The organism is Clostridium drakei (assembly GCF_000633595.2).
GTDB classification, from domain to species: Bacteria; Bacillota; Clostridia; order Clostridiales; family Clostridiaceae; genus Clostridium_AM; species Clostridium_AM drakei.
The window spans coordinates 55037-71965 of sequence record NZ_JIBU02000045.1; the positions used below are offsets into that span (position 1 = coordinate 55037).

14 protein-coding genes are annotated in these 16929 nt (G+C 28.3%); 12 read left to right on the forward strand and 2 right to left on the reverse strand.

The features are described from left to right. Nucleotides 1–7: 7 nt before the first annotated feature. From EG57_RS0219680 to EG57_RS0219690, 3 genes are all read left to right on the forward strand, one after another. Complete coding sequence (locus EG57_RS0219680) at nt 8–1054, forward strand: PocR ligand-binding domain-containing protein (RefSeq protein WP_032078840.1); 1047 nt, start codon at nt 8–10, stop codon at nt 1052–1054. Nucleotides 1055–1263: 209 nt separating this feature from the next. After that, a complete protein-coding gene (locus EG57_RS0219685) occupies nt 1264–2613 on the forward strand; it encodes a glucose-6-phosphate isomerase (RefSeq protein ID WP_032078841.1) in 1350 nt (449 codons plus the stop codon). Nucleotides 2614–3200: 587 nt separating this feature from the next. Beyond that, nucleotides 3201–3650 (forward strand): YaiI/YqxD family protein, encoded by a 450-nt coding sequence (locus tag EG57_RS0219690; RefSeq protein ID WP_032078842.1) that lies wholly within the window; start codon nt 3201–3203, stop codon nt 3648–3650. Nucleotides 3651–3684: 34 nt separating this feature from the next. Here EG57_RS0219690 and EG57_RS26795 read toward each other — a convergent pair whose 3' ends face one another. Next, nucleotides 3685–3855, reverse strand: a complete 171-nt coding sequence (locus tag EG57_RS26795; RefSeq protein WP_169748491.1) for a hypothetical protein — start codon at nt 3853–3855, stop codon at nt 3685–3687. 150 nt (nt 3856–4005) lie between these two features. Between EG57_RS26795 and EG57_RS0219695 the strand changes: the two genes are divergently transcribed. The 9 genes from EG57_RS0219695 to EG57_RS0219735 all read left to right on the forward strand — a co-directional run bounded on the left by EG57_RS0219695 (nt 4006) and on the right by EG57_RS0219735 (nt 15379). Further along, nucleotides 4006–6009 (forward strand): triple tyrosine motif-containing protein, encoded by a 2004-nt coding sequence (locus EG57_RS0219695; RefSeq protein ID WP_032078843.1) that lies wholly within the window; start codon nt 4006–4008, stop codon nt 6007–6009. A gap of 99 nt (nt 6010–6108) precedes the next feature. Continuing rightward, a complete protein-coding gene (locus tag EG57_RS0219700; protein ID WP_032078844.1) occupies nt 6109–6768 on the forward strand; it encodes a lytic transglycosylase domain-containing protein in 660 nt (219 codons plus the stop codon). 92 nt (nt 6769–6860) lie between these two features. Continuing rightward, complete coding sequence (locus EG57_RS0219705) at nt 6861–7577, forward strand: pseudouridine synthase (RefSeq protein WP_032078845.1); 717 nt, start codon at nt 6861–6863, stop codon at nt 7575–7577. Nucleotides 7578–7954: 377 nt separating this feature from the next. Continuing rightward, complete coding sequence (locus tag EG57_RS0219710) at nt 7955–8266, forward strand: YerC/YecD family TrpR-related protein (protein ID WP_032078846.1); 312 nt, start codon at nt 7955–7957, stop codon at nt 8264–8266. 128 nt (nt 8267–8394) lie between these two features. Beyond that, the gene (gene pcrA, locus EG57_RS0219715) at nt 8395–10659 is read left to right on the forward strand and encodes a DNA helicase PcrA (RefSeq protein WP_032078847.1); all 2265 of its coding nucleotides are present in this window, start codon (nt 8395–8397) and stop codon (nt 10657–10659) included. A gap of 17 nt (nt 10660–10676) precedes the next feature. Then, a complete protein-coding gene (ligA, locus tag EG57_RS0219720) occupies nt 10677–12692 on the forward strand; it encodes an NAD-dependent DNA ligase LigA (protein WP_032078848.1) in 2016 nt (671 codons plus the stop codon). Between the two features lie 100 nt (nt 12693–12792). After that, nucleotides 12793–13062: a hypothetical protein gene (locus tag EG57_RS0219725; protein WP_029162892.1), complete on the forward strand. Its 270-nt coding sequence runs from the start codon at nt 12793–12795 to the stop codon at nt 13060–13062. A gap of 191 nt (nt 13063–13253) precedes the next feature. Next, nucleotides 13254–13679 (forward strand): hypothetical protein, encoded by a 426-nt coding sequence (locus EG57_RS0219730; RefSeq protein WP_032078849.1) that lies wholly within the window; start codon nt 13254–13256, stop codon nt 13677–13679. 98 nt (nt 13680–13777) lie between these two features. After that, a complete protein-coding gene (locus EG57_RS0219735) occupies nt 13778–15379 on the forward strand; it encodes a peptide ABC transporter substrate-binding protein (RefSeq protein WP_032078850.1) in 1602 nt (533 codons plus the stop codon). A gap of 118 nt (nt 15380–15497) precedes the next feature. Here the strand turns inward: EG57_RS0219735 and EG57_RS0219740 are convergent, their stop codons facing one another. After that, a complete protein-coding gene (locus EG57_RS0219740; RefSeq protein WP_032078851.1) occupies nt 15498–16880 on the reverse strand; it encodes a hypothetical protein in 1383 nt (460 codons plus the stop codon). Nucleotides 16881–16929: the final 49 nt, after the last annotated feature.

Consider the following 16929-nt stretch of genomic DNA (forward strand, 5'->3'; position numbering starts at 1 on the left):
AGTTATCATGATAAAAATTACTAATGGAATAGATGTAGATTTAGAAGCGCTAGAAATTAAAGATGTTATTGAAATTGATTTACTTCAAAAATTTCAAGATAATTTTGCGGAAAGTATGAATATTGCCAGTGTAACTGTAGATATGAATGGAAAACCAGTAACCAGGCCAAGCTCTTATACAGATTTTTGTATGAAATTCACACATTCTACCAAAGTAGGTGATGACAGGTGTGCCGAATCTCATAGAAGAGGTGGGGAAGAAGCTGCAAGAACAAAAAAGCCATATATTTATACTTGTCATGCAGGATTAATTGATTTTGCTGCACCTATATTAATAGAGGGTAAGCAAATAGGAACAATTTTAGGTGGACAAATATTAACCTCTTCTCCAGATGAATCTAGGTTCAGAAAAACTGCAAATGAAATAGGGGTTAATGAAAATGGATATGTAGAAGCAGTAAATAAAGTGAAAGTTACTACTGAAAGAAGTGTAAGAGCAGCTGCAGAAGTATTATACATAGTTGCTAATGCACTTTCTAAAATAGGATATGAGGAATTAAAAATTAAAGACATGTCTCAAGTGCTTTCAGATAATTTTAATCAAATTTCAGCAACCATGGAAGAATTATCAGCATCCTCAGTTAATGTTACTAATAATCAGCATACCTTAAGTGAAGAAATAGTTAATGTAAAAAGTATATCTGTAGAGATTAATACAATACTTGATTCAATAAAAAGTATAGCAGACCAAACAAAAATGCTTGGGCTAAATGCAGCTATAGAAGCAGCTAGAGCTGGTGAAGTTGGGAGAGGTTTTGGTGTCGTTGCAACGGAAATAAGAAGCTTGTCTCAAAACTCTAAAGAAACAGCTTTAAAAATATCAGAGCTTACAAACAAGATAGAGAATTCTGTAGATAAAACTATAGAATCATCTGGAGCTACATTAGAAACTACAGAGCAACAATCTGCTGCTATTCAAGAAGTTACTGCAAATTTACAGCAGGTTACAGAGCTTATAGATAAATTGAATAGGTTAGCAAATTCTCATAAATAAAATAAATGATTGGTATGTAAAAAATAAGCATACCAATCATTTTATTTTGGTTAGAAATTTTTTTATAAGAAATAATATAAATAAAAAATTATAAGTAAATGTTTACATTTTGATTTTTATGAAAAATATGTATTTAGTAACTTGATTTATATAAACAAATAGAATAAAATTTCAATATAACTAATTAATACGGATTCGGAGGGAAGAAAATGTCAAGAAATTTAACTTTAGATTTAAGTAAAACTATGCCTTATTTGCAAGAACACGAAATACAAAGCCTACAAGCTTTTGTGAATTCAGCACATAAAATGCTCCATGAAGGAACTGGTGCTGGTAGTGATTTTTTAGGATGGGTAGATCTTCCTGTAAATTATGATAAAGAAGAATTTGAAAGAATAAAAAAAGCAGCTAAAAAAATTAAAGAGAATTCTGATGCTCTTATAGTTATAGGAATTGGTGGATCATATTTAGGTGCTAGAGCTGCAATAGAAATGCTTTCACATACATTTAGTACTAGTATATCAAAGGATAAGAGAAAAAGTCCTGCTATATTTTATGTAGGAAATAATATAAGTTCAACTTACATGGCCGATTTATTGGAAGCTATAGAAGGTATGGATATATCTGTAAATGTTATATCAAAATCAGGAACAACCACTGAGCCAGCTATAGCTTTTAGAATATTTAAAGATTTATTGGAGAAAAAATATGGCAAGGAAGGAGCTAGAGAGAGAATATTTGCTACTACTGATAAAGCAAAGGGAGCATTAAAAACTTTAGCTGATGTAGAGGGATATGAGACATTTGTGATTCCTGACAATGTAGGTGGCAGATTTTCTGTTTTAACTCCAGTAGGATTACTTCCAATAGCTGCAGCAGGAATAAATATAGATGAAATTATGCAAGGAGCTGTTGATGCAAGAGAACAATATAGTTCATCAGATATAAATAAAAATATTGCATATAAGTATGCAGCTGCTAGAAGTGCGCTATATGTAAAAGGTAAAACTACAGAGATGTTAGTAAATTTCGAACCTTGTTTACACTACTTTGGAGAATGGTGGAAACAATTATTTGGAGAAAGTGAAGGAAAAGATAATAAAGGAATATTCCCAGCAGCAGCAGATTTTTCAACAGATTTGCATTCTATGGGACAATACATTCAAGAAGGTTTAAGGGTTTTAACAGAAACATTTATAAACGTTGAAAAGCCAAGAAAAAATGTAATTATAGAAGAAAATAAGGATAATTTAGATGGATTAAACTTTCTAGCAAAGAAATCTATGGATTTTGTAAATCAACAAGCATTTAGAGGAACTATCTTAGCACATAGTGATGGAAATGTTCCAGCTATGGTTGTAAATGTTCCAGAATTAACACCATATTATTTTGGAAATATGGTATATTTCTTTGAAAAAGCTTGTGGCATTAGTGGGTATTTATTAGGAGTGAATCCATTTAATCAACCTGGTGTTGAAGCATATAAGAAAAATATGTTTGCCCTTCTTGGAAAACCAGGATATGAGAATATGAAGGCTGAATTAGAGCAGAGACTTTAATTTACATGGTAAAAATACTGCGACACAAGGGTGCAGTGGAAGTTTGGATTTTAACTTTTAGTCCGTGATATATGCTAAGTGTGTCATCACGGCTAAATGTTTTAATTATTCTAAAGCTCGAAATTTTTGAAAGCCTAAGAACTTTGTCAAACTCGGTTCCCTCAAACAGGACTAAAGTTCTAAGGCTTTCAAAAATTTTGAGCTAAGAATAATACTAAAACAATTTAGCTAATGTGATGACACACTTAGCATATATCACTACCTAAAAGTTAAAATCCAAACTAGCAAGTTCAAGTGTACGTACCTAATTACATTGTTATAAGTAGTTTAAATAAGTCAAATTATATTTATAATCATAACAACACCTAAAGATTAATGCGGAGCCTGCTGTTTAGGTTAATATATTTAGTTAAAAAAGCAACCGCTTTCTATTCTATTGAAATGTCTTAAAAGAGACTTATTATTTATGTGATTGAAAAATATAAGGCTAAAACATACAAATATTATGAAAGTTACTTCGCTTACATATGCTTACGTCGTAATATGCTTAGATTGTAAGTTTATGGTCGGTTGAAAAGGAGCATTATATGAGAATAATAGTAGATGCAGATGCATGTCCAGGAAGACATATTATTGAGAAGGCAGCAAAAGAAAATAGTATAGATGTAATTATGTATTGTGATATATCCCATGTAATAACCAGTGATTATAGTACTGTAAAATATGTAGATAAAGGATTTCAAAGTGTGGATGTAGCATTGACAAATGCTGCTAAAAAGTATGATATTATAGTTACACAGGATTATGGAGTGGCAGCCATGGCTCTTGGAAAGAAAGCTTATGCAATAAGTCCTAAAGGGTATATTTATGATGATAATAATATAGATAAGCTTTTATTTGAAAGGCATATATCGGCTAAAGTAAGGCGCAATGGTGGAAAAACTTCAAATCCTAAAAAAAGGACAAAAATAGATGATGAAAGACTTTATAAAAACTTAATTAAATTAATAAAGGATAACTCAGAAGAAGGAACTTGATAAATATAGCATTTATTGAGTTCCTTCTTGAATTTTAATCAAAGGGTTTAACATCATTCATATCCACATTATTTTGAGGTCCTTCAGGAAAAATAAGACCATTAGTAGATTTTTCAATAATAGGATAGCCTTCTTCAGATATACCAGTATCTATAGTGTCTTTCTTATAAGTGTAATTTGGATCATATTTACTTATTTTATCCACAGTATCACTCTCCTTTAGAATATATTTACCCAAATATCATTAAATATAACTAAATTATTGAGATATAAAATAAATAAAACACTATTACAAAATATGGAATTATAGTATAATATAAATTAAATATGTTATATATTGAGGGTAGGTGAGAAGATGAATGAGTTAGAAATAAAATATAATTTGGAAAGTCCACAAGAAAAAAACTCGAAAATTCTCATTAGTATAAACAATGTATTAGAAGAAAAATTAATGTTTAAATACATGGTAGGCTTAAATGGAATTTGGAGTACTTTGAAAGATTTTAGTGAAGCGACTAGTGTTGAATGGGTGCCAAAAGAAGAGGGTAAATACATAATAATGGTACAAGCTCGTAGAGGAGATAGTCAAAAAAGCTTTGATTATGTATCAAGAGAAAATTATATAATAGGAAAAGTTGAAGAAAAGTTAATAAATAATATAGGTTTAGATAAGTATAAGCTTAATTTAGGAGAAAAAGTTAATTTGTTTGTAAATACAAATAAACTTCCACTTATGTTTAGGTATTGGTTAAAAATAGATGATAAGTGGGAAATTATAAAAGATTATTCACCAGATAATACACTTTCTTGGACAGTAAAATTTGAAGGAAAAGGTGAAATGTTAGTAGAATGTAAGAATATTGATTCTCAAAACAATTATGATGACTTTCAAACTGTAGAATTTGATGTAATGGATTTGAAGAAAGTAGAGATACAGGATTTTAATGCAGTTAATTTGGATTTGATAGAAGGTAATGAACTTACTTTTAAGGTAGAAACATTTCATGAAGAAGGAAGAAACATCCTTTATAAATTTATTAAAATAAATGGTAATGGTGAAACGGAATGTATTCAAGATTATTCAACAAAAAGAATTGTAAGTTATGTAGAAAGTAAAAGTGGAGAATATAGACTTTTATGCCTAGTTAAGGACATGTATTCAAGTGAAAATTTTGATGATAGGGCTATAATAAATTTTTTTGTAAAGAAGTATAAGGATATTTGCATAAAAAGTTTTACTACGGATTTAAATCCTCCACAGTTATGTGAAACAGTTATAAATTTAAAGGCAGATGTTATTGGAGGAAAGGAACTATTATATAAATATATTATAGAAGGAAGCTGTAATGAGGATTCAGGATATATAAGAACCAATAGTTATGATTGGAAAACCAAGAAACCAGGAAATTATAAAATATATTTATGGGTTAAGGATAAGAGCTCAGAAGAAAAATATGAAGCTTGTGAATGTATTGAATTTGCAGTAGATGAAAAAAGTAAAGAACCTGTAAAAATTAATGATGTTATTATGGATAAAAAGCATAAAGTATTGATAAATGAGCCTATAAAGGTAAAAATCAATGCATCTGGAGGAACAGATTTAGAGTTTGGCTTTATAATAAGAAGAGAAAAAAGAGTTTTAGAAACAATTAATTACGATAAAAAGAATACTATAACTTTTATCCCTAAAGAAGAAGGAAATTATCAATTTGAAGCTAGAGTAAAGGACAAGTATTCTGATAGAAAATTTGATTGTCATTACGTGTTCAATTTAGAGGTATTTAAATTTATACCAGGAGAAATAGAGTATGTTTTATTCCCTTTAAAAGATTATTATGTAGTTGGAGATAAGGTTATGTTAAATGTAATAACTCAAAATACTACTAGTATTTTAGTTAATTATGTTTTAAGGATAAATGATCATAAAGTTGAAGAAACAGGATATACAGAAGATAAAAGATATGCATTTGTGCCAAAGTGTAGTGGTTTATATACTGTAGAAATGTATGCCAAAAATAAAGAAAGTGATAGGATATTTGATTGTAAAAAGTGTATTTCAGTAAAAATTCATGAAGCACTTCCAGTAACTAATACAAAAATAATTTGTGATAGAACAAAATTTTTGTGTAATGCTTCAGCAACTTTTACTGTTAAAAGTGAAGGTGGAAAAGATGTTCTATATGAATTTTTTATAATGGAAAAAGGAGATTGGACTTTAGTTCAAAATTACAGTAAAAAGAATTATTATACGTTTATACCATTTAGCAAAGGTCATTATAAAATACTAGTTTTAGCTAAAAGCCAATATCATAAGGGATCTTATGAAGACTATGATATGATAGATTTTTTTGCAGAGTAGTGTATTTTTAATAGTATTTAAGTTATATTGGATTTCTAAAGTTTTACTAAAGTATTACGATAAAATTAATCAAGGTATATTTTAAGGGTTGGTGAGAAAATGAATGTTGATAACAATAAAAAGGTAGAACAACTTGTACAAGCTCAACTTATGACTCAAATTTTTAAAAGTGCTTTTGGAGATTCAGATTCATTTGGACTTATTTTAGAAAGTTTAACTAAAGCATTTAGTGATAGTAATGGAAATATGGATTTTAGTAAGTTGGCCTTGGGAGAAACTGATTTAAGTAAACTTGGCTATGGAGCGGGGGAAAGACTTAATTCTATATACAAAGATTTAAAAAGTGATATAAAAAGCAGTAATTTAACTATAAATGAAGCAGTAAGAAAGGCTTCTCAAAAATATGGTGTTGATAGCAATTTAATAATGGCAGTAATAAAACAGGAATCAGATTTTAATCCTAATTCTGTTTCAGAAGCTGGAGCAGAAGGTCTTATGCAGTTAATGCCTGGTACAGCTAGTGAACTTGGAGTTTCAAATTCTTACAATATAGAAGAAAACGTAGATGGTGGTACAAGATATCTAAGGTCTTTACTTAATATGTATGCGGATAATAAGCAATTAGCTTTAGCGGCTTATAACGCAGGTCCGGGAACCTTACAAAGCAGAGGCGTATCAAATGTTTCAGGAATATCCAGACTTCCTTATGAAACAAGGGATTATGTAAATAAGGTTATGAAATATTATTCAGGAAAATAAACTTAAAAACAGCCTTAAATATAGGCTGTTTTTATTTTGGGTAAAACAGGATATAATATTTATATAAACCGCTGGAATATAGGAGGATTTTTATGGAAAGATTGGATAAGATTTTATCAAATTTAGGATATGGAACAAGAAAAGAAATTAAAGGTTTGGTAAAACAAGGTTTAGTAGAAATTGATAATGAAGTTGTAAAAGATAGTGGAATGAAAATAGATCCTGAAGATAAGGAAATAAGAGTTTCAGGTGAAATGATAAATTATAGAGAAAATATATATTTAATAATGAATAAACCAGATGGTGTAGTTTCAGCTACTTTTGATAATTACGATGAAACAGTAGTAGACTTACTTGAGCCAGAACATCAGGCGTTTAAACCATTTCCTGTAGGAAGATTAGATAAGGATACAGTAGGACTTTTATTGATTACAAATGATGGAGAATTAAACCATAGATTGATATCTCCAAAATGGCATGTAGATAAGGTTTATTATGCTGAGATAGATAAACCTGTAGACCAAAATGATGCAGAAAAATTTGAAATGGGTATTACTTTAGATGATGGATACAAATGTCTTCCTGGAAAACTTAAAATTTTAGAATCTGATGAAAATGGAGCAAAAGTCGAAGTTACTATACAAGAGGGAAAATTTCACCAAGTTAAAAGGATGTTTAATGCTTTGGGAAAAAATGTAGTTTATTTAAAAAGAATAAAGTTTGGACCAATGGATTTAGACTTAAATTTACAAGAGGGAGAATATAGAGAATTATCTGAGACAGAGATAAACAGTTTGAAAAATATTTAAATGAAATAAAAGTTGCATGTAGAATTGCTATGTGCAATGGTGTTAGCCAAAAAAATGAATTTTTACCAATAAAATTTGTAAAAATAACTTGAAATTTATAAAGAATTTTAATATAATATAGGATGCAAGGATAAATAATTAGGATAAATAGCCCCCTTTTTATTTATGAGCAGGCAGCCCATGCCCCAATGGGCTGTTTTTATTTTCATTGTTTTTTGTATTATGTTATATAAAATTCATATTTACCTATGAAAATAAATAAAAAAATTTATTTTTGTAAAATTACTTTAATTTTATAGATTAATACGTTAAATCGTGATAGAATTATATGAAACATATAACGATTAAAATGTAGATAAATAAGGAGTGTGAAACTCATGGAAGAATATAAATCCAAATTAGCAGGCGAGGAAATGGATTTTTTATGTGAGGCTGTGTTAAGTCTAAAAACAAAAGAAGAATGTTATAGGTTTTTTGATGATATATGTACTATAAATGAAATAAAGGCTTTAGAGCAAAGACTCCAGGTAGCTAAGATGCTAAAAAATAAAAAAACTTATTTGGATATTGCAGCAACTACAGGGGCAAGTACTGCTACTATAAGCAGAGTGAATAGATGTTTAAATTATGGAAGTGAAGGATATAAAATAGTTTTAGATAAGTTAAGTCAAGGTAGTAACAATAGATAGGTTTGGTTATGTATTTCAAGAAAAGATGTGTTGATTTAAATCAACACATTTTTTATATTAGTAGTGATTAAATTAGTCATAAAGATGATATAATATTAAACATAGTAAAAAACCAGGGAGTGGATGGTATGGATTTAAAAATACTTTTAAATAAGGAACAATATGAGGCGGCTGTACAGGTAAACGGACCGCTATTAATTTTGGCAGGAGCAGGGTCAGGAAAGACAAGGGTATTAACCCATAGAATAGCACATATGATAAAAGATTTAAACATATATCCTTCAAAAATTCTAGCTATAACTTTTACAAATAAAGCTGCAAGTGAAATGAAGGATAGAGTGAGAAGCTTGATAGGAAATGAAGCAGACAATATGTGGGTTTCTACTTTTCATTCAAGCTGTGTAAGAATATTAAGAAGAGAAATAGATAAATTAGGTTATAATAAGAATTTTGCTATATATGATACTTATGATCAAAAAATATTGATAAAGCAATGTATGGACGAGTTAAACATAAATGATGATGACATAACAGATAGAGAAATAATAAATAAGATAGGGGAACAAAAAGACAACTTAATATCACCAGATAAATATAAAAAAGAAAATGAAGGTAATTATAGGTTAAATAAAATTGCAGATGCATACATTTTATACCAGAAGAGATTAAAGAGCAATAATGCCTTGGATTTTGATGATTTAATCTATAAAACTGTAGAATTATTCAAGAAAAATCAGGAAGTTTTAGATTTTTATCAAAGAAAATTTCAATATATTATGGTAGATGAGTACCAGGATACGAATAAATCACAATACGAATTGGTAAAACTTCTAGCTGCTACACATAGAAATATATGTGTAGTTGGAGATGATGATCAGTGTATTTATGCTTGGAGAGGTGCAGACATAAGAAATATATTAGGATTTGAAAAAGATTATCCTGAAGCAAAAGTTATAAAATTAGAGCAAAATTATAGATCCAAGGGAAATATATTGAAAGCTGCTAATGATGTTATAAAAAATAATGCAGAAAGAAAACGTAAAGTTCTTAGAACAGAAAATGAGGATGGAGAAAGAATAAAGATATATAGGGCTTATTCTGATATGGAAGAAGCAAATTATGTGGCTTCACAAATAAGAAAAATTACTAAGGACAATGGTAAAAAATATAAAGACTTTGCTGTGCTCTATAGGACAAATGCACAATCTCGTACTTTTGAAGATATTTTTATGAAATCAAATATACCATATAGGATAATTGGAGGACTAAAATTTTATGATAGAAAAGAAATAAAGGATATATTAGCCTATTTAAAATTTGTAAATAATCCTCTTGATGATGTGAGCTTAAGAAGAATAATAAATGTACCTAAAAGAAGTATAGGTGATGCTACTGTAAAAAAGGTTCAAGAATTTGCAAATTCTATGGAAGAATGTATGTACAGTGTACTTCTTGATATAGAGCAGGTACCAAGTATACCTACAAGAGGAACTACATCCATAAAAAAATTTGTAAGTCTTATAAATAGTTTTATAAGAAGTAAAGATGAAATAACTGTTTCAAGTCTTATAAAAGAAATATTAGATACTACAGGTTACTTAGAAGAATTAAAGGATTCCAAAGATATAGATGCATTAAGTAGAATTGAAAATCTGAAAGAATTGGTATCGGCTGCAGTGGAGTTTGAAAGTACTTCAGAAGATAAATCATTATCAGCATTTTTAGAAAAAGTTACTTTAGTTTCAGATATAGATAATTTTAATGAAGATGCAGATACTGCAGTTATGATGACTGTACATAGTGCTAAGGGTTTAGAGTTTCCAGTAGTATTTATGGTTGGTATGGAAAATGGTATATTTCCAGGAAGTCAATCATTGAATGATTTTAGTGAAATGGAAGAATCAAGAAGACTTTGCTATGTTGGTATAACTAGAGCAAAAGAGCAATTATACATGACATCAGCAGAGCAAAGAAGAGTTTTTGGAAGAACCGTATCTTATTCTGAGTCTGACTTTATAGGAGAAATATCTAAGGATCTAAAAGAGAATGACAATATGGCAGCAAGAAATCCTATTAAATCAAAAAGTTTCAGTACGTACAATAATAGGAATACAACTATAAATAATGGTGCAACTAACCATATGAATAGAAGTGTAAATAATAGTATGTCATCTCCTTTGAATGAATCTACTTCAAATAAAAATAAAGAAAATGCTAACTCGTTAAAAATTCAAGATATTAAGGCAGGATTAAAGGTTAGGCATGATAAGTTTGGAATAGGAACTATTGTAGGTGTTTCAAAAAGCGGAGAATACACAAAGTTAACCATAGTTTTTGACAAGATGGGAATTAAAAATTTAATGTATGGAGTAGCATCACTGGAGTTTGTATAAGGGGGCAGCTGGAAAATATGAGTACAATTGATACTAAAAAGGAACAAATTGAAAGGTTAGTTGAGGAGTTAAATAAATACGCACAGGAATATTATCTTTTAGATAATCCAAGTGTTTCAGATAAAGAGTATGATTTAAAATATGATGAATTGTTAAAACTTGAAGAAGAAACAGGAATAATATTGCCATATTCACCTACACAAAGGGTTGGCGACAATATATTAAGAGAGTTTCAGAAGTATACTCATAAAGGTAAGTTGTGGAGCTTAGACAAGTCACAAACTATTCAAGGGATTATAGATTGGCATATAAGAAATAAGAAGGCTGTAGATGAGTATAATTCCACTCATGAGGAAAAGTTACCACAACTTGAATATGTTATTACTAAAAAATTTGATGGACTTACTATAAACTGCACTTATGATGATAACGGGATTCTTATAAAATCAGCTACAAGAGGAACAGGTGAAATAGGTGAGGACATAACTGCACAAGCAAGAACTATAATGTCACTACCTCTAAAAATAAATAATAGTCATGTTATAGAAGTCCATGGTGAGGCTATAATGACTTGTGAAGCTTTTGAAGAATATAATAAGGTTGCAGCTGTACCTCTTAAAAATTTGAGAAATGGAGCAGCAGGGGCTTTAAGAAATTTAAATATAAAGGAAACGGCTAGAAGAAAACTTTCAGCTTTCTTTTATGATGTTGGATACAATGAAGGTGCTCCTTTTAAAACGTACTTTGAGATGATGGAATTTATAAAGAATATGGGATTTCCTTTGGATGATTATATTAAAGTTTCCAGCAGTATAGAAGAAATAGAGAATGAACTAAAGTATGTAGAAGAAATAAGATCTGAATTAAATTATGATATAGATGGAGTAGTAATAGCTATTAACGATATGAAAACAAGGGAAATTCTCGGATATACTATAAAATTTCCTAAGTGGGCAATTGCATATAAATTTGAAGCAGAAGAAGCCACCACAAAGCTTCTAGATGTAGAATGGAATGTAGGAAGAAGTGGAAGAGTCACACCTACAGCAATACTAGAACCAGTAGAGTTAGCTGGAGTTACAGTAAAAAGAGCTACTCTTAATAACATGGATGATATAAAGAGAAAAGAAGTTAGAATTGGATGCAGTGTTTTTGTAAGAAGATCTAATGATGTAATTCCAGAGATAATGGGAGTGGTTCAGGATACATTAGAAGGAAGTATAGAAATACAAGCACCAGAAAAGTGCCCTTATTGTGGTAGTGAGTTAGTACAAGATGGCGTTCATTATTTTTGTGATAATACTTTGTCATGCAAACCGCAGATGGTGAAAAGTATAGTGCATTTTGGAAGTAGAGAAGCAATGAATATAGAAGGTTTTAGTGAAAAAACGGCTGAACAGCTTTTTGAAAAACTTCAAATAAAATCTATACCTGATTTGTATAGAATAAAAAAAGAGGATTTAATTCAACTTGATAAGTTTGCTGAGAAAAAGGCTCAAAATCTTGTAAATTCCATAGAGAAGAGTAAAAATTGCAGTTTGGCATCTTTTATATATGCATTAGGAATACCTAATATAGGTAAGAAAACTGCTACAGATTTGGCTAAGAATTTTAAGTCTTTAAATAATATAATACAAAGTAATGAAGAAGATCTTGTATCAATTCAAGATGTAGGAGAAATTGTTGCGAAAAGTATAATAGAATTTTTTAATGAAGACAAAATAATAAAGAGTATAAATGAACTTTTTGAATTAGGAGTAAAACCAATTTTTAAAGAAGAGGAATTGTCAAAAAGTTTATTTAGTGAAAAAACTATAGTTGTAACTGGGAGTTTAGAAAATTATACTAGAACTACTATAAAAGAAAAATTACAATCAGTTGGTGCCAAAGTATCAGGAAGTGTAAGTAAGAAGACTGATTATGTTTTAGCAGGGAAAGAAGCTGGTTCAAAATACTATAAGGCTTTAGAACTTGGCGTAAAAATTATAAATGAAGAAGAATTTGAAAAAATGTTAATGGATTATAAAAAATGATGATGAGCGTTTTTTCCGGCTATTTACAAAATACTGAAAAAGGGTTATGATAAAAATGGTTTAGCTTGTACATAATTGTACTATATGTGGAGGAGAGAAAATGAAAAAAACTATAAATCTACTAGGGTGGATAGGGGTTTGTTTAACGATTCTTACATTAGTATTAACACTCCTTACTACATATCAATTTACATATGTAAAGTATTTTAACAGTTATAATACTATGCAATGGTGCATATTTTTTACCATGCTCATTTGGGCTGTAAAAATGTTTGATTTTAAAGCTAATAGAAATGGTATTGTATGTCCTGTAACTTGTGTGCTAATTGCAATTGGAACTATATTTTTTATATTTATGAAAGTTTACTAAAATTAATTGAAATTCAATAATCCACTAGGCAATCTTTTTATAAGATTGTCTTTTTTATATTTCTTAACTTTTGAAAATTCTTTATTAACAATATTATAATATGAAAGTTAAATGCTAAATGTGATTTGTGTCAAAAACGTTTGTATAATCATATAATGAATTAATACTTAGTTATTTTCGGAGGGGGAAGTGTGAATAACTTGTTTTTCAAATCATGTTTCACCGGACAAAAAACAGAATTTTATGAGATGAAATTGAAAAAAGTAAGTATTAATGAAATATCAGACAGTATAACTAAAAGTTGTTGGAATTATAATATACAGTATGAAATGATTTTAAAGGATTCGAATACATTGCTTATAGACCTTATGGGAAAAGAAAAAGAAATTTTGTTAAAGTATCATAAAAAAGATATTATAACAAAGAATGATTATGAAGGATTTATAAATTATTTGGAAAGCTATGAAATAAAAAGAGGAATTTATATTACTACAGGTTTTTTTGAGAAATACATGTATAATAATTTACATAAAAAAATTAAAAAGATAGATATAAAGAAATTTATAAAAAAACAACCTAACATTGATAAATTAAATTTTTTACAATACCTACCATGAAAATAAAGAAATAAACAAAACTTATTGTGTAAGTTTTGTTTATTTTTTTGCATAACTGCTAATAATCTAGATATATTGTTATGTAAGGGAGATGCTATATGAAGAAAATTATTTGTTGTTTGCTAATTATAAGTTTTATGTTTTTTAATGGTTGTGTGGAAAAAGATGTGCAAACTAGTAAAAGCGAACAGATAAGAAATTATATAGTATATAATATTGGGAAAATGCCAAAAGACTTATTCATGCTTAATGATTCTAATATAAGACAACAGGACTTACTAAATAATTTATTTGAAGGACTTATAAGACTTGATGATAATGGAAAGATAACTCCAGCAATAGCACAAAGTTGGACTTTAAGTAAGGATGAAACTTGTTATACATTTAAAATAAAAGATAATGCAAAATGGAGTGATGGTACTTATATTACAGCAGAAGACTTTGTAAATTTTTTTAAAGAGATTTTGAACAAAGATGTTGAAAATAAATATGCAGAACAGCTTTATTGTATATTTGGAGCGGAAAATTACAAAAATGGAAAAACCGATTTTAGTAATGTAGCAATTAGGGCATTGGATAAAAAAAGTTTAGAAATAAGATTAAATTATCCATGTTGCTATTTTTTAAATTTATTGGCACAACCTACATATGGCATAAGAAAAATAGATAATAACTTAAAGGATTGGAGTAAAAATTATAAAAATATATTGTATTCTGGATATTTTATAATAAGTGATTTTAAAAATAATAATGAAATGATGTTAGTAAAGAACAAGAATTATTGGAATAAAGATAGTGTGAAAAGTGATAAGATATGCATAACCTTTAATGATGGCAGTGAAGCGTCATTAGCAGCTTTTCAAAGTTCTAAAATTAATTTATTTACAAAGCCGCCAATAAGTGAAGTTAAAAATCTTATGAGTAAGGATAGTATTATACAACAAGGGTCACTTTCTGTAGGAGCTTTAGTTTTTAACTTAAAGAAAGATACTATAGTAAAAGATGTGAATTTTAGAAAAGCAGTATCTGAATGTATAGATAGAGATGCCATATCAAAAAATATATTGAATGATTCAGCAAAATCAGGATTATCATTTATACCAGAAGGAGTAAGTAATGGCACTAATGGAGTTTATATAAATAAGGAATTTTTTTCAGCTAGCATACAAAAAGATAAAGCTTTAAATTTTATTAAGAATAGTAAATATAATAAAGATTCAGATTCATTAAAAATAATTTATTTAGATACAGTAGAAAATAAAAAAATTTGTGAAAATATAGCTAAAAATTTAAAAGATAACTTGCAAATAAAAGTGAATTGTGAGGGCTATGGTACAGAAGAATTAAATGATGAGATGAAAAAAGGTGACTACGATATGGCAAAAATACAATATGAAGCTGCATACGATTATCCACTATCATTTTTAGAACAATGGCAATCATCTTCTAAAAATAATGTTTATGGATATAGTAATGCAGTATTTGATAATATGGTGGTAAAGGCAAGAATAGAAAGTGATGGAAGTAAAAAGATAGCTGAATTAAGGACAGCTGAAGATATACTAATGGAAGAATTGCCTGTTATACCAATGTATTTTAATAAGATATTAGTTTGTAAAAAATATAATATAAAAGGGGTTTCTATAAATCAAATGGGTAATCTGGATTTTCATAATTTAGAGATAGTAACTGAAGCATAAAAATTTAGTATTTTCTGAAGATGAATAAAGCCATGTAAATAGGAAAATTTTTTTCTTATTTATACATGGCTTTTGTTTTTTAAATAGTATTTTTATAATAGTCTTTTAATCATATATTTTAGGATTTTAGAAGATATATGATTAGAAAGAATATAAACATGTTTTTGTAACTATCAAAAGAAGTTTTAGATGGTTCAAAGGTTTCTTTCTTTCTGCTGTAAACAACATGTTTTACAAATACTGAGGTAATTTCACAGCTTTCTGGAGTAGGCAAAGAAGCTGTCCTAAAGAACTGTTCATCTATTAAATCTTCAGACTTTAGAGTATAGTTTTTATATCTTTCTATGTCATTTAGGTCAGGAATATCTGGCCAGCTTAATATAATACCTGAATCAATGAGTTGGCGTTTAAATACATCTAATATAATCAAATTGTTGTCGCTTTGTTCTTTACTTATGTTTTCGTGAATTAGGCACACAAGCAAATATAATGATATTTCAACACAAGAAAATGTTATTTCCTTCTTTTCAGTATGTTTTATAAAAATGCCTTTTTCAGGGTCGTAAAGATTTAAAAGCTTTGTATGAACTTTTTCAGCATCTTCCTTGAACTTCATAATTCCTGTATTTTTATAGAAAAGAAAGTAGTTTATATATTTCAGACAATCATATTCTAATTTATCATCATAAGATGTAAGAGGAGTATTATTAAACCTGTCATATATCAATTCACATAAATCTAGTAAAAGTAATTTACATTGTTTATTTTTTGAATAACTATAAAAAATATTTAAGTTTAAAGTTAATTTTAATATTTCATCAAGAGAAAGTACATATATGTCTTCTTTGAACTCAATAAACATATTAAGAATATCTAATGCAAAATTTTCATAGGAATCTTTTTCTTCATCATCACTCAAAGAAGCACATCTATAATATGCATCCATAAATAAAGCTTGTGATGAAAACTTGAATTTTTTATTCTTTTCTTCAAAACTTACCTCTCCATCATAAAAATCCTTACTTTCTTTTTTATCAACAAAAACGCCATCTGCATTTCTAAAATGTGTTGCATAAAAATCAAGTTGTTTTTTACAAATGCACATGTAAAGCTTAGCTAAGTTCGATTTTTTAGTATTGATACCTTCAAATTGTTTATAATAGTTACATAATTCAAGAAGAGAAAGAGTCATAAGTGCGTTACTATCAATATTTATTTCTTTTTTAAAGCTTTCATCGTTCCAGCATACTTCATCATCAATATTTGTAATTTTAGGATTTCCCTTCTTATACAGACATAGAAGTGGAGAAACATTACCAAATGTGTTAATATCAGAACTAGATAAATTTTTTATTTTGAGTTCTTTAATGGAGGTATATACTCCACACTTAGAATGTAGTACAATTTGATTTAAAGATTCTTTTGCTAAAAAAAAGAGTTGATGTTCTATGTTTTCTTTTTTTAATTTATTAATTCTTAAAAATGGGCCAATATATTTCAAAACATACACCTACCATAAATTAATCCTTATATAAATAATATGAAGTAGA